The following is a 21,182-nucleotide window of genomic DNA, read 5'->3' on the forward strand; positions in this document are numbered from 1 at the left end:
CCGTGGTGCAGGGGGCCCTTCGGGGTTTTCCGGGACTGATCATGACCCTTCGGTTGTTTACCCAGGTGGACAAATCCGGGATCCTCGTCACGGAGGTGTGGATCATGGCGGATGCCGCACTGCGGCTGAAGAGTCTGCTCGAACAGTTGCTGGGTGCCGGGCTGCCGGTGCGGATCCGGGCCTGGGACGGCTCACAGGCGGGACCGCCCGGCGCGCCCACCCTGGTCGTCCGCAACCGCCGTGCCGTACGCCGGCTGCTGTGGAAGCCGGGCGAGCTGGGCCTGGCCCGCGCCTGGGTCGCCGGGGACCTCGACATCGAGGGCGACTTCTACGGCGCCCTCGGTCTGCTCTCCGGCCTGGTCTGGGAGCGTGAGGACACCCGCTCCGCCGTCCGGGTCCTGCGCGACGCACGGACCCGCGCCGCGCTGCTCGGACTGGTCCGGCTCGGCGGGCTGCCGCTGCCCCCGGCCCCGCCCCGCGAGGAGATCCGCCGCGCCCGGGGCCATCTGCACACCCGGCGCAGCGACAAGCGCGCCATCAGCCACCACTACGACGTCGGCAACGGCTTCTACGAGATCGTCCTCGGTCCGTCGATGGTGTACTCCTGCGCCTACTGGCCGGACCCGGACAGCACTCTGGAGCAGGCCCAGCACGACAAGCTCGACCTCGTCTGCCGCAAGCTCGCGCTCCGGCCCGGGCAGCGGCTCCTCGACGTCGGCTGCGGCTGGGGCTCCATGGCGATCCACGCCGCCCGCGAGCACGGCGTGAGCGTCGTCGGCATCACCCTCTCGCACGAGCAGGCGGCCTACGCCCGCAAGCGTGTCGCGGACGCCGGGCTGACCGACCGGGTCGAGATCCGCGTGCAGGACTACCGGGACGTGACCGACGGGCCGTACGACGCGATCTCCTCCATCGGCATGGCCGAGCACGTGGGGTCGGAGAAGTACCTGGAGTACGCCCAGGACCTGTACCGGCTGCTCGCGCCCGGCGGGCGGCTGCTCAACCACCAGATCGCCCGGCGCCCGATGCCCGACGAATCGGCGTACGACCTCGACGAGTTCATCGACGCCTACGTCTTCCCCGACGGCGAGCTCGCCCCCGTGGGCACCACGGTCACCCAGCTGGAGCGGGCCGGGTTCGAGGTGCGGGACGTCGAGTCGATCCGGGAGCACTACGCGCTCACCCTGCGCCGCTGGGTCGCCAACCTGGAGGCGCAGTGGGAGCGCGCGGTCCGGCTCACCGGCCCGGGCCGGGCCCGGGTCTGGCGCCTCTACATGGCCGCCTGCGCCCTCGGCTTCGAACGCAACCACCTCGGCGTCAGCCAGGTCCTCGCCGTCCGCACCCCCGAATCCGGCATCTCGGGGATGCCGCTGCGGGCCCGCACCTGGAACTGAGCCAGGGAGGCGCCGCCCGGGCCGCCGTCCGTCCGCAGTGCGGAAGGGGGGCCTGTCGGGCGGACGGCTGGTCCGGGTGGAAACGGGGCATGGCCGGAAGAGCCGCCGCGGGTCGTCGTTCGTTCACCGGGACGGAAAGGCCCCTGCCCGGCGGACGACTGGTTCGGGTGCCCGGCCGGGGTCTGTGGCGCCCGGTGCTGTGTCGGGGCCTGGGGCATCGGCATGAAGAAGGGGCCCGTCGCCCCCTCGCGACGGGCCCCTGGTGCCGTAGCCCTACTCTGCCTTGATGGCCGACAGCATGTTCATGCGGGCCGCTCGGCGGGCCGGCCACAGGGCGGCGAGGATGCCGACCGTGGCGGCCAGCAGCAGGAAGACCGCCATCCGGGCCCAGGGCAGGACGAGTTCGTACGTCGCCATCTTCGCGCCCAGCAGCTCACCGGCCGCCCAGCCGAAGAACACGCCCAGGCCGATGCCGAGGACCCCGCCGAACAGGGAGATGACCAGGGACTCCAGACGGACCATCCGCTTGATGCCGCCCCGGTCCAGGCCGATCGCGCGGAGCATGCCGATCTCCTGGGAACGCTCGAACACCGACATCGCCAGGGTGTTGATGACACCGAGGACCGCGACGAGCACCGCCATGGCCAGGAGGCCGTAGAGCATGTTCAGCATCAGCGTGAACATCTGCGCGATGGAGTCGGAGAGGTCCTTCTTGTCCTGGACCTTGATGGCCGGGTTGGAGCCGAGGGCCTTCTCCAGCTTGTCCTTGGTGGCGTCGGAGGCGCCGCCGGACGTCTTCAGCATGACCTGCATGTCGGAGACGTCGGTCAGGTGCGGGGAGAGCGTGGCGGTGTCCAGCATGATGCCGCTGATCAGCTCGTTGCCCTCATAGACCCCGGCGACCGTGAGCTGCTGCGCCTTGCCGTCCTCGTAGTGGACGGTGAACGTCGAACCCGCCTTCCAGCCGAAGGACCTGGCCCTGTCCTCGTCCACGACGACCTGGGTGCCGCCGACCTTGAAGGTGCCGTTGTCGACCTTGAGGTCGGTCAGCTTCCCGATCGCCGAGCCGTTCACGCCGGTCAGGTACTCGGTCTCGCCGTCGATGCGGGAGGCCGCGTTGCGCAGCGGGCTGACCTCGGTGACGCCGTCGACCTTCGCCAGCTTCTGCTCGACGTCCGGGGAGAGCTCGTTGCCGTTCGCCATGGAGACGACGTAGTCCGCCCTGACGGCCGCCGTCGCCATCTTGTCGATCGACTTCTGGAGGCTGCCCGCCATCACCGTCATCCCGGTGATCAGGGTGAGCCCGATCATCAGCGCCGAGGCGGTGGCGGCCGTACGGCGCGGGTTGCGCACCGAGTTCTGCCGGGCCAGCTTCCCGGAGATGCCGAACACGCGCATCAGCGGGGCCGCGGCCGCGATCAGCGGGCGGGACAGCAGCGGGGTGAGGATGAAGACACCGATGATCAGCAGGACCGCGCCGAGACCCATGGGGGCCTGGCCGTCCGAGCCGTCCATCGTCGTGGCCGCCAGGATCACGGCCACGCCCGCCCCGCTGAACAGCGCGCCCAGCGTGTTGCGCAGCACCAGCGACTTGGTGGTCGCCTTGGCGTGCACGCTGCTCATCGCCGCGACCGGCGGGATCTTCGCCGCCCTGCGGCCCGGCAGCCAGGCCGCCAGCATGGTGATCAGGACGCCGACCGCGAGGGCCGCGCCGACCGTGCCCGGCGTGACGACGAGCGGCCCGTCCGGGACGGTCGCGCCGAGCGTGCCCATCAGCGACTTGAGCCCGGCCCCGATACCGATACCGGCCACGAGACCCGTCACGGCGGCCACCAGACCGACCACGAACGCCTCGATCAGCACCGACCGCGTGACCTGCCTGCGGGACGCGCCGACCGCCCGCAGCAGCGCGAGCTCCTTGGTGCGCTGGGCGACCAGCATGGTGAAGGTGTTGGCGATGATGAAGGTGCCGACGAACAGCGCGATGCCCGCGAAGACCAGCAGGCCCTGCTTGAGCCCGGACATGGAGGCCGAGATCATCTCGGCCTGCCGGTCGGCGAGTTCCTTGCCGGTCTCGGTCTCCACCAGGTCCGCGGGGAGCGCCTTGTCCAGGGCCGCCTTCAGCGCGGTCTGGGAGGTGCCGGCGGCCGCCTTCACGTCGATCTCGTCGTACGTCCCCGGCTTGCCGAACAGCTTCTGGGCGGTGGCCGTGTCGAACAGCGCGAGGCTGCCGCCGGCCGCGACATTGCCGTCGTCGGTGGTGAAGATACCGGTGACGACCGGCTTGAGCACCGGGCCGTCGACCGAGATGCGGACGGTGTCGCCGACCTTGTAACCGGCCCGCTTCGCGGTCTCCGAGTCGATCGCGACCTGGTTCGCGCCGTGCGGGGCCGCGCCCTCGGCCAGCGGGTACCGGGGGTCCTTGTCCCCGTAGTAGTTGCCGCCCTGCGACTGGAAGCCGCCGCCGACGAGCTTGCCGTCCTTGTCGGCGATGGCGGTGAAGCCGCTGACGACACCGATGGCGTTCGAGGCCCCGGGGACCTCGGCGCTCTTCCGGAGCAGCGACTGGGTCAGCTCGTGGCGCTTGCCGATCGTGTTGCCCTTGTCCTCCTCCCACTTGGAGGTGACGGCGACGTCGACCTGGTCGAAGCCCTTGGCCGAACTCTTCTGGTAGGCCTCGGAGATGGTGTTGGTGAAGACGAGCGTGCCGGACACGAAGGCCACGCCGAGCATCACGGCGAGCACGGTCATCAGCAGTCTGGCCTTGTGCGCGAGGACGTTGCGCAGGGCGGTGCGGAACATCAGCTGGTGCGGCCCTTCGCGTCGAACTGCTTCATGAAATCAAGCACGTTGTCGGCCGTGGGCTTGTACATCTCGTCGACGATCCGGCCGTCCGCGAGGAAGACCACCCGGTCCGCGTAGGCCGCGGCCACCGGGTCGTGGGTCACCATGACCACGGTCTGCCCCAACTCCCGTACGGAGTTGCGCAGGAAGCCCAGCACCTCGGCGCCGGAGCGGGAGTCGAGGTTTCCGGTCGGCTCGTCGCCGAAGATGATGTCGGGCTTGGAGGCGAGCGCCCGGGCCACGGCGACGCGCTGCTGCTGGCCGCCGGAGAGCTGGGCGGGACGGTGGCTCAGACGGTCCCGGAGCCCGACCATCTGGATGACCGAATCCAGCCACTGCTTGTCCGGCTTGCGGCCCGCGATGTCCATCGGGAGGGTGATGTTCTCCAGGGCGGTCAGCGTCGGCAGCAGGTTGAACGCCTGGAAGATGAAGCCGATCTTGTCCCGCCGCAGCTTGGTGAGCTGCTTGTCCTTCAGCGAGCCCAGCTCGGTCTCACCGATGCGGACCGAACCGGAGGAGAAGGTGTCGAGTCCGGCCACGCAGTGCATCAGCGTGGACTTGCCGGAGCCGGAGGGGCCCATGATCGCGGTGAACTCGGCCTGCCGGAACTCGACGGTGACCCGGTCCAGGGCGACCACCTGGGTCTCGCCCTGTCCGTAGATCTTCGACAGCTCCGTGGCGCGTGCGGCCACGGTCGTGGTCCGGCCGGCGACGGGTGTGGTGGTCACGGGATGGAACTCCTAGCGGGACGACATCGTTGAAGGACGTCTTCCATCGTGGTGGCCGGAGCCCGCCGTGTAGTCAGTCGCAGTTCTGGTTCCGAAGGCAGACTTCGGACGGACCGGGCGGCCCGGAGTCATACCTGGGGATGACGGCGGCCCCTGATTCGGGGCGTGCGCGGAGAACAGGTGGAGCGTCCTCGTTCGGGCGGTGAAATTCCGTCATTCCGCATGCGCGGCCGGGTGCCCCGCGTAAGGCTATTGGCAAGTGCGGATGGCCTGTTCCATGGTCTGATGCACCCTCAGACCTCAATAAAATAAGACAACATCGGTCCGCCCGTCCGCTGTTCGGGGGATGCGCCCCGATAGGCTCGGAACCTCAAACGCGGAGCCCATGACCTGCCCGGATGGTGGAATGCAGACACGGCGAGCTTAAACCTCGCTGCCCCTTCGCGGGCGTGCCGGTTCAAGTCCGGCTCCGGGCACTTCCTCGCCCACGCGGTGATTTCTCCCGCGTGGGCCGGCACCCCGCCGTCATCCCTCGTAGACGGTCAGTACGGCACCGTCGATCTCGATCCGGCGGCCCGCGCGCATGCCGTCGCGGCGCAGGGTTCTCAGACAGGTGTGAAACAGCGGCAGCTCGTCCGCGTCCAGGACGGCCGCGGCCAGTCCCACGAGTTCTCTCACTGACTCGTCGGTCAGTACCTCGGGCAGTTCTCCGGAGAGCAGAACGACCGATTCACCGGCGGGCCCGCGGACCACGGCTGTGGCCGGGCCGCCATGCACGAACAACACATTCCCCCCTGGGAGCCCGGGGTCGTGCGGCTCTCGCTCCTCGGGCAGGACGAGAGACTAGCGGGGGGAGCGGGACCCTTTCGGGCACAGTCGAATTCTTTTTCCGACTGCACGGAAGAGTGAACATCCGCGATCGATGACCGCCGCCACCCGGTTCCCGGACGGTCACTTCTTCGGCCGGCGGGGGGTGTCCGCGGGGCGGTGGGGGCGGTGGGGTGTCCGCGGCCTGGTGGGGGCTGGTCGCGCAGTTCCCCGCGCCCCTAAGTGGGTGCAGTCACGCGCGTCACCGCGGACCCGCGCGACCAGCCCCCACGCACGCGCAGTCGACCGACGGCATCGGCCCGCCGCCGGACGCCTGTGACCAGCTCCCCACGCACCCGCGGTCGACCGACGACACCTGCCGCGGCCGGACGGCTACTGCTTCGGCGTGCGGTCCAGGAGGGATTCCACCAGGGCGGCCACGTGCCGGCGGTCGTCCGCCGAGAGTTTCTGGACGCTGGCGATCAGGAGGTCGACCTCGGGGTCGGCCGGCCGGTCGGCGGTGCCCTCGGTGCCGTAGACGTGGATGCCGCAGGCCTCCGCGGCGGCGCGGCGGACGGTGTCCAACGGGAGTTCCAGCCCCTTGGACAGTCCCTCCAGGGTGGCCGACTGGGGCATGCGGACGACCCGGTCGGTGGTCGCCAGATGGTGGACGGTGGAGCGCGGAACGCCACCGCGGCGCGCCACCTCGCCGTAGGACCAGCCCTTGAGGTCCAGGCGCTCACGGATCAACTGCTGGAGTGCGTTGGCCACGGGTGGGTCACTTCCTGCTCGCCGCTCGGCGGAACCGTCCATGTCGGAGCCGATTCTACGGGCGGCCCCACCCGCCGCCGAAAGAGTGATTCCCCGAACGGGTTGCGCACCGGCCCCACGAAGCCCTAGTGTCCAATCTCGTTGGACAGCACGTCCGACCAAGTTGGACAGAGTGCGGGGGGAACCTGACTCGGTCCGACCGGAAACGCCCATCCCTGAGGGGGAACTGATCATGATGGACGCCCACGAGCTCGAGGCCGAGTCCGCGGAACTGCTGCCGGGTCGCGAGGCCCTCGGGAAGCTGAAGTTCAGCTTCAACCGCACCACGAACGTGACCAAGCACGTCGCCACCGTCCAGGCCAGCAACTCCTCGCTCGCCCTGAACGACCACTCCATCGGGTCGGTGGCGAGCTCCGGCGCCTCGCAGGCCATCAGCGTCACGCAGTAGTACCCGCGCACCGCCTCCACACCCACTCATCCATCAGCACCACCTGGAAGGACATCCATCATGAGCATGGACATGCACGAGCTCGACACCGAGTCCGCGGAGCTGCTGCCGGGCCGTGAGGCCCTGGGCAAGCTGAAGTTCAGCTTCAACCGGACCACCAACGTGACCAAGCACATCGCCACCGTCCACGCCGACAACCAGTCCGCGGCCGTCAACGACCACTCCGCGTGGTCGGCCGCCGAGTCGCAGGCCTCGCAGTCCATCTCCGTCAAGCAGTGACCCTGCGCTGACGACGGCCGCCGGGGCGGACCGCGCACAGGTGCGGTCCGCCCCGGCGCCATGAGGGGGGCAGGACATGGGGGGAGACCACATATGACAGTGCTCGGCGACGGGACCCCGACGCTGTACGACACCGGGCCGGTGCCCGGACCCGGCGGCTGGCCGGTGACCTACGAGCAGGTCGCGACCGGCAGCCTGCCGGTCGTGGAACCGCAGTTGGTGCCCCGGCTGAGCTCGGGACTGCGACTGCACGGCGAGTACCAGGGGTCGGGCTTCACCGAACCCAAGTACATCGCCCGTCGGGGGGACGGGCAGGTCGTGCAGCTGTCCCGGCTGCTGTACCTCGTGGCGTCGTCCGTGGACGGCGTGCGCGACACCGAGTCGATCGCCCACCGGGTGAGCGCGCGGTTCGGGCGCGAGGTCAGCGGCGACAACATCCGCTACCTGGTGGAGAAGAAACTCGAACCGCTCGGGGTGACGGTCCCCGAGGGACAGGAGAGCGACGAGGTCGACGCACCGCGCTCCGACCTGCTGCTCGCCCTCAAGGGCCACCGGGTCATCTTCGACGAGAAGCGCACGGCGAAGATCGCGCGGATGTTCGCGTGGCTGCACCGGCCGGTCGTGGTCGCCGTCATGATGGCGGCGGCCGTGGCCATGGACGTCTGGCTGTTCGCGTTCTACGGGGCGATCGAACCGGTCCTGGAGGTCCTCGACCAGCCGGTGCTGATCCTGGTCGTGTTCCTGCTGACCGTGGCCTCGCTCGTCTTCCACGAGTTCGGCCACGCCTCCGCGTGCAGATACGGCGGGGCCCGGCCCGGCTGCATCGGCTGCGGGATCTTCCTCATCTGGCCGTCGATGTACACCGACGTCACCGACGTCTACCGGATCGGCCGGGGCGGGCGGATCAGGACCGACCTGGGCGGCGTCTACTTCAACGTGGTCTTCATGCTCGGCATGGCGGGGCTGTACTTCGCCACCGGTGAGCCGTTCTTCCTGGCCGCCGTCTACCTCGGGCACTTCGAGATCCTCGAACAGCTGATGCCGGCCGTGCGGCTCGACGGCTACTACATCCTGGGCGACCTCGCCGGGGTCCCCGACCTCTACGGCAAGATCAAGCCGATCCTGCTCGGGCTGGTGCCGGGGCGGAAGGGGCGGGCGGCGCGCCAGGAGGTCGCCGGGCTGAAGAAGTCGGCGCGGACCGTCGTGGCGGCCTGGGTGCTGACGATGGTGCCGCTGATCATCGGCGAGCTGGCGTACGCGCTGTGGAACCTGCCGAGGATCATCGCCACGATGGTCCGGTCCATGGTCGAGCAGTTCTCCGGCACCGGGTCGGCCCTCGCGGACGGGAAGATCGTCGAGGGTCTCGTCGGGGTGCTGGGCTGTCTGATGCTGCTGATCCCGATGGGTGGGGTCGTCTATCTCACCGTGAAGATCGGGGGGCGGATCTTCCGTGCCGCCAAGCGGTCCACGGACGGGCGGCCGGCGCTGCGGATGGCGCTGTGCGCGGTGGTCCTCGCCGGCCTCACGGGTCTGAGCTACGCGTGGACCTCGGGTCTGACACCCCAGCCGCTGCCCAAGAAGCCGCCGATCGCGCCGATCCTCCAGCCGGGGGTGTCGACGGAGGAACCGGAGCCCCGGCAGGCCACGACTCCGGACGGCGACGCGTCCACCCCGGACGACGGCACGTCGGACGACCCGTCAGGCACCGGCCCCGGCGCGGTCCCACCGCCTGGGGCGGGCGACCCCTCGGGCTCCGACGCCCCGTCGGCGGGCACCTCCGCCGCGGCCTCGGCGTCCGCCTCACCGGCCGCGTCCGCGACGGCACCGGGCGCGGCGACCGGCGGCACGTCCCGCGGTACGACGACCCCGGCACCGGTCGCGTCCACGGCCCCGGGACCGTCGTCACCGGGCACGGGACCGGACCCGTCCACGCCGGCCTCCTCCCCGGTCCCGTCGGAGAGCGCCGCCCCGACCCCGACCGACACCCCACCCCCACCACCGGCCAGCGGTCCACCGGCGTCGTCGTGACGGGCGAGCGCGGGGCCCTGCGGGGCGGGGTGCCGCAACTGGGGGCGTGCTGAGAGGAGAGTCGACCCGCCGGGCGGCCACCGCAGTGCCCGCACCTGGATGGGTCATCTGGACGCTCGTGCAGACGCGTACGGCGCGCAGGGGACGGGGTGGGGGGTGTCCGCCCGCAGCGGCCGGCGTCCATTACCGAGCCCCTCTATCGATGGACCGAGCCGCCGGACCGAGGACGGATACCCGCCACCCCGGCCCCGACCCCAAACCGACCGCACGCGCTACGCACGCCCCCACCGGACAGCAAGAGGCCGCCGCAGGCATCTCAGGGGCGCGGGGAACTGCGCAAAACGCCCGCCCCCACCAAGCCGCAGAGATCACGCCCCGACCAGCCCCATCCACCGTCACCCCCCACATCCGTACCGCCCACCCACCCAAGGAGCCCCCTTGAGCAGTCATCGAAAACCCCGTACCTCCACCCCGTTCACCCGCCGAGCCGTCCGCGTGGGGCTGTTCGCCGCCGGTGTCGCCGGTGTGGCGACCGCCGTGCCGGCGCAGGCGGCGAGCAACGGCCCCGCGAAGGTAGCCGTCGCGTCGGACCACGTCTTCAGCCGTGCCAACCAGCTCGACCACACGGAGTCGAAGGACTCGTTCACCATCCGCCAGTACGGCAAGGTGAGCGCCGCCAACGTCCGCAACCAGGCCAACGCCGTCTCGTCGGGCTGCTCCGCGGACGACGCCTGCCGTTCGGTCGCGCTGTCCTTCCAGATCGTCACCTTCGCGGGCGAGCAGACCCGGCTGAACGCCGTGAACCTCAGCGACGCGGCCAACAAGAGCTGCACCGGCTGCCAGACCCTGGCCGGCGCCTACCAGTTCGTGGTCTCCACGCCCACCCCGCTCACCCTCGACTCCGCCCACCGCCGCCAACTCGCCGACATCCACCGCAGGCTCGACGCGCTGACCCGCTCCAAGGTCCCCGCGGCCGACCTGCGCGCCCAGGCCGACGGCCTCGCGGCGGAGGTCAACGCCGTCCTCAAGGACGCCGTGGACAACGCCCCGAAGGGTGACGCCCAGCAGGACGTCACCATGCGCCGCCACCTGGACGGCTGGCCGCCGCGCTGACCGCCCCCTGGACGTCCGGCCCGCGGCGACCCCGTGGGCCGGACGGCGTGCGCGGACCATTGACAGCGGCGGACCCGGAGCGCAGACTCACCACACCTGAGTGAAAGAAATTTCACCACGCGAACACTCGCCCCGATCACCCGAAGGGAACGCCCGATGCGCACCACCGTCGGCATCATCGGAGCTGGCCCCGCCGGCCTCCTCCTCGCCCGGCTCCTCCACAACGCCGGCATCGACTCGGTCGTCCTGGAGAGCCGCGACCGCGCCTACGTCGAGCACCGTCAGCGCGCCGGAATCCTGGAGCAGGGCACGGTCGACGTCCTGCGCGCGGCCGGTGCCGGTGAGCGCATGGACCGGGAGGGCCTGCGGCACGACGGCATCGAGCTGCGCTACGACAGGAAGCGCCACCGCGTCGACTTCCCCGCCCTCACCGGCGGCCGGTCCGTGACGGTCTACGCCCAGACCGAGGTCTGCAAGGACCTCATCGCCCTCCAGCTCAAGGACGGCGGCCCGCTGCTGTTCGAGGCGGAGGCCCTGGCTGTCGAGGGAGCCGACACCGACGCCCCGAGCGTCCGCTTCCGCCACGAGGGCCGCGAGGACGTCCTCGAATGCGAGTACGTCGTCGGCTGCGACGGCTTCTGGGGGGTGGCCCGCAGGGCCGTCCCCGCCGAACTCACCAAGGTCTTCGAGCGGTCGTACCCCTATGCCTGGCTCGGCATCCTCGCCGACGTCCCGCCCTCCCACGACGAACTCGTCTACGCCCGTCACGACCGCGGCTTCGCCCTCCTCTCCATGCGCTCCCCCTCCGTCTCCCGCCTCTACCTCCAGGTCCCCGAGGGCACCGACGCCGAGAGCTGGGGCGACGAGGAGATCTGGGACGAGCTGGAGCGCCGCTTCGAGACCGACGACGACTGGCGGCTCGACCGGGGGCCGATCACCCAGAAGTCCGTCACGCCCATGCGGTCGTACGTCCACGAGCCCATGCGGCACGGCCGGCTCTTCCTCGCCGGCGACGCGGCCCACATCGTCCCGCCCACCGGCGCCAAGGGCCTCAACCTCGCCGTCGGCGACGTCGTGACCTTCGCGAGTGCGCTGTCGTACCAGAGGGAGACCGGTTCGGCGGAACGCCTGGACGGCTACTCCGAGACCTGCCTGCGACGGGTCTGGCAGGCCGAACGGTTCTCGTACGACATGACGGGCCTGCTGCACCGGGCGCCCGACGCCACCCCCTTCGAGGACCGGATGCAGCTGGCCCGCCTGGAGCGCATCGCCGGGTCCCGGGCCGCCGAGACCGACCTCGCCGAGGCCTACACCGGCTTCCCCTTCGAGTGAGGCGCCTCGAAGCGGCCCCTCCCGTGCCGGGAATCACCCCTCCCCGTAGCGTGTTGCGCAGGACAACGAGGGAAGATCCTCCTCAAGCACTAGGGTCATTCCTTTGCCTACCCATTACTCTTGAGGCAAGGCCCACACACGGTGGCCATGGAGGAGTGAAATGAGGAGCAGCAACCCGGTCTTCTCGCGACGGGGGTTCAGCCGCGACAACGGCTACGCGGGCTTCAACACCGCGCCGCAGGCCGGGGGCGCAGCAGTCGGTACGCAGGGCAACCCGTACGCCCAGCAGGCCGGCAACCCGTACGCGACCAACCCCTACGCCCAGCAGGACCTTCAGCAGGGGGCACCGCCGCAGGCCCCGGTGACCACCGGCCGGATGACGATGGACGACGTCGTCATGCGCACCGGCACCACCCTCGGCGTCCTGATCGTCACGGCCGCGCTCGCCTGGGCGCTGCTGCCCGTCGACGACGCCAACATCGGCCGCTCGTACGGCATCGGCATCGGCGCCGCGCTGATCGGCATGGTCCTGGCGCTCGTCCAGTCCTTCAAGCGCAAGGCCACGCCCGCGCTGATCGTGTCGTACGCCGCGTTCGAGGGCGTGTTCCTCGGCGTCATCTCCAGCATCGTCGACAACCGCATCGCCAGCGGCGCGGCCATGCAGGCCGTGATCGGCACCCTGGCGGTCTTCGCCGCGGTGCTGGTGGCGTACAAGGCGGGCTGGATCCGCGTCAACCGCCGTTTCTACGGCTTCGTCATGGCGGCCACGCTCGGCTTCCTGCTGCTGATGGTCGTCAACATGCTGTTCGCCGTCTTCGGCGGCGGTGACGGCCTCGGCTTCCGCAGCGGTGGCCTCGGCATCGTGTTCGGCATCATCGGCGTCCTGCTCGGTGCGTGCTTCCTCGCCCTCGACTTCAAGCAGGTCGAGGACGGCATCGCCTACGGCGCGCCGAAGGAGGAGGCCTGGCTGGCGGCGTTCGGTCTGACGCTGACGCTGGTCTGGATCTACATGGAGTTCCTGCGACTCATCGCGATCCTCAACAGCAACGACTAGTCGCCGACGGTCGTACGGCTCGTACGACGAAGGGCCCCGGGTTCCGTACCTGGGGCCCTTCGGCATGTGCGCGGCTAGAAGTACCTGCGCGCGGCCCTCCTCAGGTCGTACTCGTGGATGATCGCCTTCGCGTGGCCGTACGCGAGGTTGTGTTCGTGGCGGAGCCAGCTGACCTTTTCCTCGAAGCGGAAGAGGGCCGGGCCTTCGTCGACGGTGCGGAGCCAGTCGGACACTTCACGACCGGTGCAATGGGGGATGCGGGCGAGCATGTTGCGGTGGGTCTCCTCGGAGAAGACTTGGGACATCGGCGCCTCCGTGCGCATGGGATGTAAGCCGGTCCTTCAGGTCACCGTGCCTGAGCGTTCGCGTGTTGGCAACAGTCCCGGTGGGACGCGTACCGTTGCCGGGTGGCTGATACCTCGCGTCTGACCCAGGCTGTGGACCACTTCGCCGACCGGTTGCGGGCGGCGCCGCAGTCCCGATTGCAACGGAGCGCCGCCGCCGAGGCCCTGCAGCTGGCCCGGGAGTTGGCCCATCGGGCGCAGGTCATCGAGGCGCCCGACGTGAAGCCGCGGACGATGCCGGACGCCGGGATGTTCGCCGCCGCCGACCAGATCACCGTCGCCGTACACGACTTGGCCCTCGTCCTCACGGACGAGAGCCAGGTGGAAGAAGCGATGGAACTGGTGGCGCAGGCCCAGCGGCGGGCCGGGGTCTGATTCCTAGAGGGACGCTATGACCCGGTCCGCCAGGATGTAGACGTTCTCCTCGCCGCACGCGAACGTCAGCGTGTACGCGCCCGAGATGCCCGACCCGCCCAGCAGGACCGGGGTCTCGCCGGCGCGCAGGGCCGCGGACAGGCGCTCCGCCGTCTCGCGGTGGCCCGGGGTCATGCACAGCGTGGTGCCGTCGGCGAAGACGTACACGTCGAGGGTGCCGAGCGGACCGGGGCGGACGTCCGCCAGTTCGGTGCCGGAGGCCGCGAGTTCCTCCAGGGTCGCCACGGTGCGTTCGTGGTCGTTCACGACGGGTGACCCGACCGGGACGAAGTCCGGGTGGCTCGGGTGCCGGCGGCGGGCCGCGGCCAGCTCCGGGGAGTCGCCCGCGAACTCGTCCAGGTCGGCGGTCGGCTCCGACACCGGCTCCAGGCCCACGAAGTCCGCCTGCCGGGGCAGGAACAGCTCACTGTCGGGCAGGCCCAGCAGCGAGGGCGCGTCGGAGGCGTCCCGGGACTCCTGCGCGGCCCAGAAGGCACGCGCCTCGGCGAGTTCGCGCTCGCGCTCCTCGGCGAGGGCCTCGGCCACGGCGGCGCGTATCTCGTCGACGTCAGCGGCGGGACGGGCGGCCGGTACGAGACCCCGCACGGGCGCGGTGTTGTTCCTGGCGAGCTCGGTGTGCAGGGCGGCGACCTGTCGGCGCAGCACCATGAGGGTGCGCAGGACGGCGACGCCCACGGCGCCCGTGGCGGCCGTGGTGACCAGCAAGGCGATCGGCATGGCGCTCACTGACGTACTCCCGGTTCAAAGTCGACCCCCGACTTCCTACATCAGCTTGAAGGGCTAACTATCCAACTGTCAGTGCGTAACGTCACGAATCGGACAGGACTTTGGGCTCGGGGTTTACGGTGGGGTGCGTGTGACCTGCGGAAATCCCCGCGCGAGCGATATAGGTCACATCCTGGGGGAAATTGGATCACAAATCGGCCCAGAACCTTGGAGTTTCCTCGGTTCTGGGCCAAAGGGTGGCGCTGGGTCGCCAGTTGGATACGGTGCGTCAGCTGAGGCGCTCGATGACCATGGCCATGCCCTGGCCGCCGCCCACGCACATCGTCTCCAGACCGAACTGCTTGTCGTGGAACTGGAGGGAGTTGATGAGCGTGCCGGTGATGCGGGCGCCGGTCATGCCGAAGGGGTGGCCGACGGCGATCGCGCCACCGTTCACGTTCAGCTTCTCCAGCGGGATGTTCAGGTCGCGGTAGGAGGGGATCACCTGGGCGGCGAACGCCTCGTTGATCTCGACCAGGTCGATGTCGTCGATCGTGAGACCGGCGCGGCGCAGCGCCTGGTTCGACGCGTCCACCGGGCCGAGGCCCATGATCTCCGGGGACAGGCCCGAGACGCCGGTCGACACGATCCGGGCGAGCGGGGTGAGGCCGAGCTCGCGCGCCTTGGTGTCGGACATGATCACGACCGCGGCGGCACCGTCGTTCAGCGGGCAGCAGTTGCCGGCGGTGACGAGTCCGTCGGGGCGGAAGACGGGCTTGAGGCCCTGGACGCCCTCCAGGGTGACGCCGGCACGGGGGCCGTCGTCCTTGGAGACGACCGTGCCGTCGGGCAGCGTGACCGGGGTGATCTCGCGCTCCCAGAAGCCGTTCTTGATGGCTTCCTCGGCGAGGTTCTGCGAGCGGACGCCGAACTCGTCCATGTCCTGGCGGGTGACGCCCTTGACGCGGGCGAGGTTCTCCGCGGTCTGGCCCATCGCGATGTACGGGTCGGGGAGCAGGCCGTCCTCACGCGGGTCGTGCCAGGTCGAGCCCTCGGAGGCGGCGGTGGCCGCGGTGCGGGCCTGGGCCTCGTCGAAGAGCGGGTTGGTGGTGCCGGGCAGGCCGTCCGAGCTGCCCTTGGCGTAGCGGGAGACCATCTCGACACCGGCCGAGATGAAGACGTCGCCCTCGCCGGCCTTGATGGCGTGCAGGGCCATGCGGCTCGTCTGGAGCGAGGAGGAACAGTAACGGGTGATCGTGCAGCCCGGCAGGTGGTCCATGCCCATCTGCACGGCGACGATCCGGCCCAGGTTGTAGCCCTGCTCGCCGCCGGGCAGACCGCAGCCGAGCATCAGGTCGTCGATGTCGCGCGGGTCCAGCTCGGGGACCTTGGCGAGGGCGGCCTGGATGATCGTGGCGGTGAGGTCGTCGGGGCGCAGGTCCTTGAGCGAGCCCTTGACGGCGCGGCCGATGGGGGAGCGGGCGGTCGAGACGATCACGGCTTCGGGCATCACGGCTCCATTGACGTACGGGGTGTTCTACCGGACGGGGCTGCTTGGGAAGTTACCCGTACGTATGGCCTGGGTCACGGGGATGGCGGTGTGACCTATGTCTAAGCGCTTGCTTTCCCGACTCTCTCAGCCGCTGGACGAGCCGGCCTCGCCCTGCACGGCGTTCACGGCAGGGGCCGGCTCCGTCGCCCGCACCCGCCGCCTCCGCCTGCGCTTCAGCAGCGCCCACGGCCCGGTCGGACCCGTCGGCATCGCCGCGGCGACCTCCGTACCGGCCTCCGACGCGGCCTCCGCCGCCGCCCTCGCCACCGGCAGGAAGCCCTCGCGACGGGACACGTCCGGACGGTCCTCGTCGGCCGGCCACAGGCTCAGGGCCGCGCACACCGTCGGCAGCACCGCCATCGCCGCCGTCGCGTAACCCTCCGCCGAGGGGTGGTAGTTGTCCGGCCCGAACAGCTCACGCGGATTCGCCTCGAACTCCGGACCCAGCAGATCGCCGAGCGACACCGTGCGCCCGCCCTGCTCGACCGCGCCGATCGTCTGGGCCGCCGCCAGCTGCCGGGAGGCTCTGCGCGCCAGCCAGCGCAACGGCTGCTGGACCGGCTCGATCGTGCCCAGGTCGGGACAGGTGCCCACCACCACCTCGGCACCGGCCGTACGCAGCCGCCGTACCGCGGACGACAGGTGGCGCACCGAACGCGTCGCCGGCATCCGGTGCGTCACGTCGTTCGCGCCGATCATGATCACGCACACGTCCGGCACCCGCGCCGGATCCGACAGGACCAGCGCCACCTGGCGGTCCAGGTCGTCCGAGGTGGCCCCGGGCAGCGCGACATTGCGCAGCTCCACCGGGCGCTCCGCCACCGCCGCCAGCCCCGACGCCAGCAGCGCGCCCGGCGTCTGGCCCGCCCGGTGCACGCCCTGGCCCGCGGCCGTGGAGTCGCCCAGCATCACCAGACGCAGGGGAGGTTCACCCGGAACCGTGTACGCGTGGCCGTACCGGCCCTCGGCCTGCGGGACATGCGGCGTGGTGCCGTTTCCCACCTGACGCCTGGCCAGCTGCATCTCCGCCAGCAGCAGCCCCATCGCCGCCGCTCCGACCAGACCGATCCCGCCACCGCCGTAGGCGGCGCCGGCCGCGATCCGGCGGGCCACCCTCGCCCTCGACATGCTCGTCATACGTCGCCGCCACCTCCGTCGTACCCGCTACACCCACTCCTTGCCCCGCACGGACCGTGGCCCAATCCCCACAGCGAGTGAACGGCCGTCATGGCGCCCGAACAGGCCATAGGCTGGCTGGACCACTAGGACCACTTTCTTTGCAAGCATCCGGAGACAACGGTGCAATTCCACGACTCGATGATCAGCCTCGTCGGCAACACCCCGCTGGTGAGGCTCAACAGCGTGACCAAGGGCATCAAGGCGACCGTCCTGGCCAAGGTCGAGTACTTCAACCCCGGCGGTTCCGTGAAGGACCGCATCGCCCTGCGCATGATCGAGGCGGCGGAGGAGAGCGGCGCACTGAAGCCCGGAGGCGCCATCGTCGAGCCGACCAGCGGAAACACCGGTGTCGGGCTCGCCATCGTGGCGCAGCAGAAGGGGTACAAGTGCATCTTCGTGTGCCCCGACAAGGTGTCGACGGACAAGATCAACGTCCTGCGGGCGTACGGCGCCGAGGTGGTCGTCTGCCCGACCGCCGTCGACCCCGAGCACCCGGACTCGTACTACAACGTCTCCGACCGCCTGGTCCGTGAGACGCCCGGCGCGTGGAAGCCCGACCAGTACTCCAACCCCAACAACCCGCTCTCCCACTACCACTCCACCGGCCCCGAGCTGTGGGAGCAGACGGAGGGGAAGATCACCCACTTCGTGGCGGGCGTCGGCACCGGCGGCACCATCTCCGGCACCGGCCGCTACCTGAAGGACGCCAGCGACGGCAAGGTCCAGGTGATCGGCGCCGACCCCGAGGGCTCGGTGTACTCCGGCGGCTCCGGCCGGCCCTACCTCGTCGAGGGCGTCGGCGAGGACTTCTGGCCGACCGCCTACGACCGCACGGTGGCCGACGAGATCGTCGCGGTCTCCGACAAGGACTCCTTCCAGATGACCCGCCGCCTCGCCAAGGAGGAGGGCCTCCTGGTCGGCGGCTCCTGCGGGATGGCCGTCGTCGCGGCCCTGCGTGTCGCCGAACGCCTGGACGAGAACGGCGTGGTGGTCGTCCTGCTGCCGGACAGCGGTCGCGGGTACCTCTCGAAGATCTTCAACGACGAGTGGATGGCCGACTACGGCTTCCTCGAGGACGAGGGCCCCAGCGCCCGCGTCGCCGACGTCCTCAACGACAAGGTGCACGGCGCCATCCCCTCCCTCGTCCACATGCACCCCGACGAGACGGTCGGCCAGGCCATCGAGGTGCTGCGGGAGTACGGCGTCTCGCAGATGCCGATCGTCAAGCCGGGCGCCGGACACCCGGACGTGATGGCCGCCGAGGTGGTCGGCTCGGTCGTCGAACGCGAGCTGCTCGACGCGCTGTTCGCCCAGCGGGCCTCGCTGGAGGACCCGCTGGAGAAGCACATGTCGGCCCCGCTGCCCCAGGTCGGCTCCGGCGAACCGGTCGGCGACCTGATGACGGTCCTCGGTGCGGCGGACGCGGCGATCGTCCTCGTGGAGGGCAAGCCCACCGGGGTCATCAGTCGGCAGGATCTGCTGGCCTTCCTCGCCAAGGGCGGGAAGTAGCGGGAAACGTCCGGTGAACGGGGGGTGCCGGAGGCGAACTTCCGGTTTCCTGCCGAAAGGGTGGACTTCGCGGAAGTGGTACGAGCGTGTCACGTCCACGCAGCACACGCTTAACACGCGTCCGGCACATTAGTGGGTGTCGGCAGGGCGGGAGCGGCTCCCCGCCCCGGCCGGCGCCGAACGTCCAAGGACCTCCGGAGCGGCTCCCGGACCTCCATGGACGCCGGACGTCAGACCTGGCCTGACCCGGTCGACGTCCCTCGCGGGGACCGCCGTCGTCCCGCCCCCCGTTCACGGGGGTGCGGCGGTCCCCGCGCATTACTCTCTACGCGCTCGTACTGGCCCAACTGCCCAGCAGCGCCAGCCTCTCCGCGGTCTCCGAGCCCGGCTCCGGCGTGTAGACCACCAGGGTCTGTTCCGGAGTCTCCGGGAGCGTCAGCGACTCGTACGACAGCGTCAGCAGGCCCGCGACCGGGTGCCGGAAGCGCTTCTCGCCGTACAGGCACGCCCTGACCTGGTGGTCGGCCCACAGCCGGCGGAAGTCCTCGCTCTTGAGGGAGAGTTCGCCGACCAGCTCGCGCACCCCGCGGTTGTCGGCGTGGGCGCCCGCGCTCAGCCGCAGGGTGGCCACGCACTGCGCGGCGACCGAGTTCCACTCCGGGTAGAGGTCGCGGCCCTCGCGTTCCAGGAAGAGGTGCCGGACGAGGTTGCGCCGGGCCGGGGGCAGGCCGCTGAAGCCGTGCAGCGCGTCCCCGAGGGCGTTCCAGGCCAGCGCCTCCATCGCGGGTCCGAGGACGAAGGCCGGGGTGCGGTCCATGCTGTCGAGCAGCAGCTGGACGCCGGGGCGGACACCCGGGGGCGAACCGCGGCGGCGCCCCTCCCTCTTCGGCGGCCGGGCCACCGTGCGCAGATAGGCGTGCTCGGTCGCGTTCATGCGCAGCACCCGGGCGATGGAGTCCAGCACGGCGTCCGACACGCTCGGGCCGCGGCCCTGCTCCAGGCGGATGTAGTAGTCGACGCTCACTCCGGCCAGCTGCGCCACCTCCTCGCGGCGCAGTCCGGGCACCCGGCGTCGGCCGTACGAGGGCAGGCCCACGTCCTCGGGCCGGATGCGGGCACGGCGCGAGCGCAGGAAGTCTCCGAGATCCCCGTCCATGGGTTCGATCGTAGGGGAGCCGCGGACGCGGAACCTGGTACTGGCAGACCCAGGAAAAGCGCATCCCTGGGTACGGCCGCCCGGGCGGCGGAGGGTGAGACCGAGGCCGGGGACATCCCCCGGCGGACCTTCCAGTTGGGGAGCACCTGAATGTCGTACGAGAATCTGGCCGGCCGTACCGCCGTCGTCACCGGGGCCGCGAGCGGGATCGGTGAGGCCGTGGCCCTGACGCTGGCCGCTCAGGGGGCGAGGGTCGCGCTGCTGGCGCGGCGCGCGGAGCGGCTCGAGGCCGTAGTGGAGAAGATCGTGGCCGACGGCGGGCGGGCGCTGGCGGTGGTCGCCGACGTCACGGACGACGCGTCGGTGGCGGCCGCGGTGGCGCGGGTCCACGAGGCGTACGGGACCGTCGACCTGGTCGTCAACAACGCCGGGGTCATGCTGCCGAACCCGATCGAGCAGGCGCGGGTCGACGAGTGGCAGTCGATGATCGACACCAACCTCACCGGGGTGCTGCGCATCACCGGGGCCTTCGCCGGGGACCTGGGCGAGGCGGCGGCGCGGGGCGGCAGCGCGGATCTCGTGAACGTCTCGTCCATCGCCGCGCACCTGACCGGCTTCCCGGGATTCGCGGTGTACGGGGCGACGAAGGCCGCGGTCACGCATCTCTCGGCGCTGCTGCGGGAGGAGTTCTCGCCGCGGGGAGTGCGGGTGACCAACATCGAGCCGGGGGTGACCCAGACGGAGATCACCTCGCATCTCGACTCGGAGGGGCAGGAGGCGATCGTGGGGCTCGTCGAGGCGTTCGGGGCGCTGTCGGCGGCCGAGCTGGCGGATGTCGTGGCGTACGTCGCGAGCCGGCCGGCGCATGTGAATCTGCGGCAGGTGGTGGTGATGCCTACGCGTCAGGTGTGAGGTCTTCGCCGGAGAGCTCGGGTGGGGGCGGTGGTGTGGCGGGTGCGGGCCCGGTGGGGCTTCTCGCGCCCACGCGGCGGAGCCGCACATCGGTACAGCCCCGCGCCCCTGAGGCGCCTACGGCGCCCGGGCAGGCGCCCGGGGCCTGCCCCTCAGTCCTCCCAGTCGCTCTTGTCCCTGCGGCGGCGCCGGAAGAGGTCCGGGTTGGTCTTGGCGGCCTGGAAGGCGTTCACGCCCACGATGCCCGCCCAGGCCGTCAGGAGGCCGGGGAGGTTGGCCAGGCCGCCGCCGATCGCGGAGAGGGGGACCGCCAGGACCAGCGAGACGATGCCGAAGCCGAAGCGCTCGCCGAAGGAGTCGGTGGGCTTGGGGTTACGGGCGCCCCGGGCCGTCACCATCTGCTGCTCGGCGAGCTGGCGCCGCAGGCGGCGGTCCACCGCGCCGTCGATCCGCTGGTCGACCTTCTCCAGGAACGAGTCGACCAGCGCGGACTCGTACTCGTCACCCAACTCCCTGCGCGCGTGCAGGGTGGCGTTGAGTTCCTTCTTCAGTTCGGTGTCCCGCGCGTCCATTCCCGTCATGGACTCCACGG

The 21,182-nt window shown here is 70.7% G+C and carries 20 protein-coding genes and 1 tRNA gene; 11 read left to right on the forward strand and 10 right to left on the reverse strand.

Translation table 11 applies throughout. The annotated features are described in order from the left end of the window. The first annotated feature begins 104 nt into the window (after positions 1–104). Positions 105–1,394 carry a cyclopropane-fatty-acyl-phospholipid synthase family protein gene (locus OHN19_RS25645; RefSeq protein WP_330266449.1) on the forward strand — a complete coding sequence of 430 codons (1,290 nt, stop codon included), beginning with the start codon at positions 105–107 and terminating at the stop codon, positions 1,392–1,394. 273 nt (positions 1,395–1,667) lie between these two features. On the opposite strand, the gene OHN19_RS25650 is transcribed toward OHN19_RS25645, so the two are convergent. Both OHN19_RS25650 and OHN19_RS25655 read right to left on the reverse strand, forming a co-directional pair. Next, on the reverse strand, positions 1,668–4,196 hold the full coding sequence (locus OHN19_RS25650; protein ID WP_330266450.1) for an ABC transporter permease: 2,529 nt from the start codon (positions 4,194–4,196) through the stop codon (positions 1,668–1,670). Continuing rightward, positions 4,196–4,966 (reverse strand): ABC transporter ATP-binding protein, encoded by a 771-nt coding sequence (locus OHN19_RS25655; RefSeq protein WP_123765004.1) that lies wholly within the window; start codon positions 4,964–4,966, stop codon positions 4,196–4,198. Before OHN19_RS25655 ends, OHN19_RS25650 begins: the two co-directional genes overlap by 1 nt. Before the next feature lie 392 nt (positions 4,967–5,358). Between OHN19_RS25655 and OHN19_RS25660 the strand changes: the two genes are divergently transcribed. Next, a tRNA-Leu gene (locus OHN19_RS25660) sits at positions 5,359–5,442 on the forward strand. A gap of 49 nt (positions 5,443–5,491) precedes the next feature. Here OHN19_RS25660 and OHN19_RS25665 read toward each other — a convergent pair. Then, the gene (locus OHN19_RS25665) at positions 5,492–5,752 is read right to left on the reverse strand and encodes a hypothetical protein (protein ID WP_330266451.1); all 261 of its coding nucleotides are present in this window, start codon (positions 5,750–5,752) and stop codon (positions 5,492–5,494) included. A 414-nt stretch (positions 5,753–6,166) separates the two neighbouring features. Further along, positions 6,167–6,544, reverse strand: coding sequence for a helix-turn-helix transcriptional regulator (locus OHN19_RS25670; RefSeq protein WP_330266452.1), 378 nt, complete (start codon positions 6,542–6,544; stop codon positions 6,167–6,169). Between the two features lie 232 nt (positions 6,545–6,776). On the opposite strand from OHN19_RS25670, the gene OHN19_RS25675 reads away from it, so the two are divergent. The 6 genes from OHN19_RS25675 (at position 6,777) to OHN19_RS25700 (ending at position 12,798) form a co-directional block, all read left to right on the forward strand. Beyond that, positions 6,777–6,992, forward strand: a complete 216-nt coding sequence (locus tag OHN19_RS25675; RefSeq protein WP_330266453.1) for a hypothetical protein — start codon at positions 6,777–6,779, stop codon at positions 6,990–6,992. Positions 6,993–7,052: 60 nt separating this feature from the next. Next, entirely contained in the window at positions 7,053–7,271 is a 219-nt protein-coding gene (locus tag OHN19_RS25680; protein WP_020137870.1) for a hypothetical protein, read from the forward strand. Between the two features lie 93 nt (positions 7,272–7,364). Next, the gene (locus tag OHN19_RS25685) at positions 7,365–9,299 is read left to right on the forward strand and encodes a hypothetical protein (protein WP_330266454.1); all 1,935 of its coding nucleotides are present in this window, start codon (positions 7,365–7,367) and stop codon (positions 9,297–9,299) included. A gap of 438 nt (positions 9,300–9,737) precedes the next feature. Beyond that, the gene (locus OHN19_RS25690) at positions 9,738–10,412 is read left to right on the forward strand and encodes a hypothetical protein (RefSeq protein WP_330266455.1); all 675 of its coding nucleotides are present in this window, start codon (positions 9,738–9,740) and stop codon (positions 10,410–10,412) included. 156 nt (positions 10,413–10,568) lie between these two features. Then, entirely contained in the window at positions 10,569–11,744 is a 1,176-nt protein-coding gene (locus OHN19_RS25695; RefSeq protein WP_330266456.1) for a 4-hydroxybenzoate 3-monooxygenase, read from the forward strand. A gap of 160 nt (positions 11,745–11,904) precedes the next feature. Beyond that, positions 11,905–12,798 (forward strand): Bax inhibitor-1/YccA family protein, encoded by an 894-nt coding sequence (locus tag OHN19_RS25700; protein ID WP_330266457.1) that lies wholly within the window; start codon positions 11,905–11,907, stop codon positions 12,796–12,798. A 74-nt stretch (positions 12,799–12,872) separates the two neighbouring features. Here the strand turns inward: OHN19_RS25700 and OHN19_RS25705 are convergent, their stop codons facing one another. Next, the gene (locus OHN19_RS25705) at positions 12,873–13,103 is read right to left on the reverse strand and encodes a DUF4287 domain-containing protein (protein WP_020137875.1); all 231 of its coding nucleotides are present in this window, start codon (positions 13,101–13,103) and stop codon (positions 12,873–12,875) included. A gap of 102 nt (positions 13,104–13,205) precedes the next feature. Here OHN19_RS25705 and OHN19_RS25710 point away from each other — a divergent pair, with 102 nt between their 5' ends. Next, on the forward strand, positions 13,206–13,517 hold the full coding sequence (locus OHN19_RS25710) for a hypothetical protein (protein ID WP_330266458.1): 312 nt from the start codon (positions 13,206–13,208) through the stop codon (positions 13,515–13,517). Between the two features lie 3 nt (positions 13,518–13,520). Here the strand turns inward: OHN19_RS25710 and OHN19_RS25715 are convergent, their stop codons facing one another. From OHN19_RS25715 to OHN19_RS25725, 3 genes are all read right to left on the reverse strand, one after another. Further along, positions 13,521–14,303 (reverse strand): hypothetical protein, encoded by a 783-nt coding sequence (locus tag OHN19_RS25715; protein ID WP_330266459.1) that lies wholly within the window; start codon positions 14,301–14,303, stop codon positions 13,521–13,523. Between the two features lie 268 nt (positions 14,304–14,571). Then, positions 14,572–15,792 carry an acetyl-CoA C-acetyltransferase gene (locus tag OHN19_RS25720; RefSeq protein ID WP_062029947.1) on the reverse strand — a complete coding sequence of 407 codons (1,221 nt, stop codon included), beginning with the start codon at positions 15,790–15,792 and terminating at the stop codon, positions 14,572–14,574. A 126-nt stretch (positions 15,793–15,918) separates the two neighbouring features. Next, positions 15,919–16,971, reverse strand: coding sequence for an SGNH/GDSL hydrolase family protein (locus tag OHN19_RS25725; RefSeq protein WP_330266460.1), 1,053 nt, complete (start codon positions 16,969–16,971; stop codon positions 15,919–15,921). Between the two features lie 162 nt (positions 16,972–17,133). On the opposite strand from OHN19_RS25725, the gene OHN19_RS25730 reads away from it, so the two are divergent. Further along, entirely contained in the window at positions 17,134–18,522 is a 1,389-nt protein-coding gene (locus OHN19_RS25730; RefSeq protein WP_330266461.1) for a cystathionine beta-synthase, read from the forward strand. Between the two features lie 325 nt (positions 18,523–18,847). Here OHN19_RS25730 and OHN19_RS25735 read toward each other — a convergent pair whose 3' ends face one another. Further along, on the reverse strand, positions 18,848–19,678 hold the full coding sequence (locus OHN19_RS25735; protein ID WP_330266462.1) for a helix-turn-helix transcriptional regulator: 831 nt from the start codon (positions 19,676–19,678) through the stop codon (positions 18,848–18,850). 150 nt (positions 19,679–19,828) lie between these two features. Here OHN19_RS25735 and OHN19_RS25740 point away from each other — a divergent pair, with 150 nt between their 5' ends. Beyond that, entirely contained in the window at positions 19,829–20,590 is a 762-nt protein-coding gene (locus OHN19_RS25740) for an SDR family oxidoreductase (protein WP_330266463.1), read from the forward strand. Positions 20,591–20,742: 152 nt separating this feature from the next. Here the strand turns inward: OHN19_RS25740 and OHN19_RS25745 are convergent, their stop codons facing one another. Beyond that, the gene (locus OHN19_RS25745) at positions 20,743–21,162 is read right to left on the reverse strand and encodes a hypothetical protein (protein WP_330269708.1); all 420 of its coding nucleotides are present in this window, start codon (positions 21,160–21,162) and stop codon (positions 20,743–20,745) included. Positions 21,163–21,182: the final 20 nt, after the last annotated feature.

The sequence above is a fragment of the Streptomyces griseorubiginosus genome (genome assembly GCF_036345115.1).
In the GTDB taxonomy this organism is placed as follows: Bacteria; Actinomycetota; Actinomycetes; order Streptomycetales; family Streptomycetaceae; genus Streptomyces; species Streptomyces griseorubiginosus_C.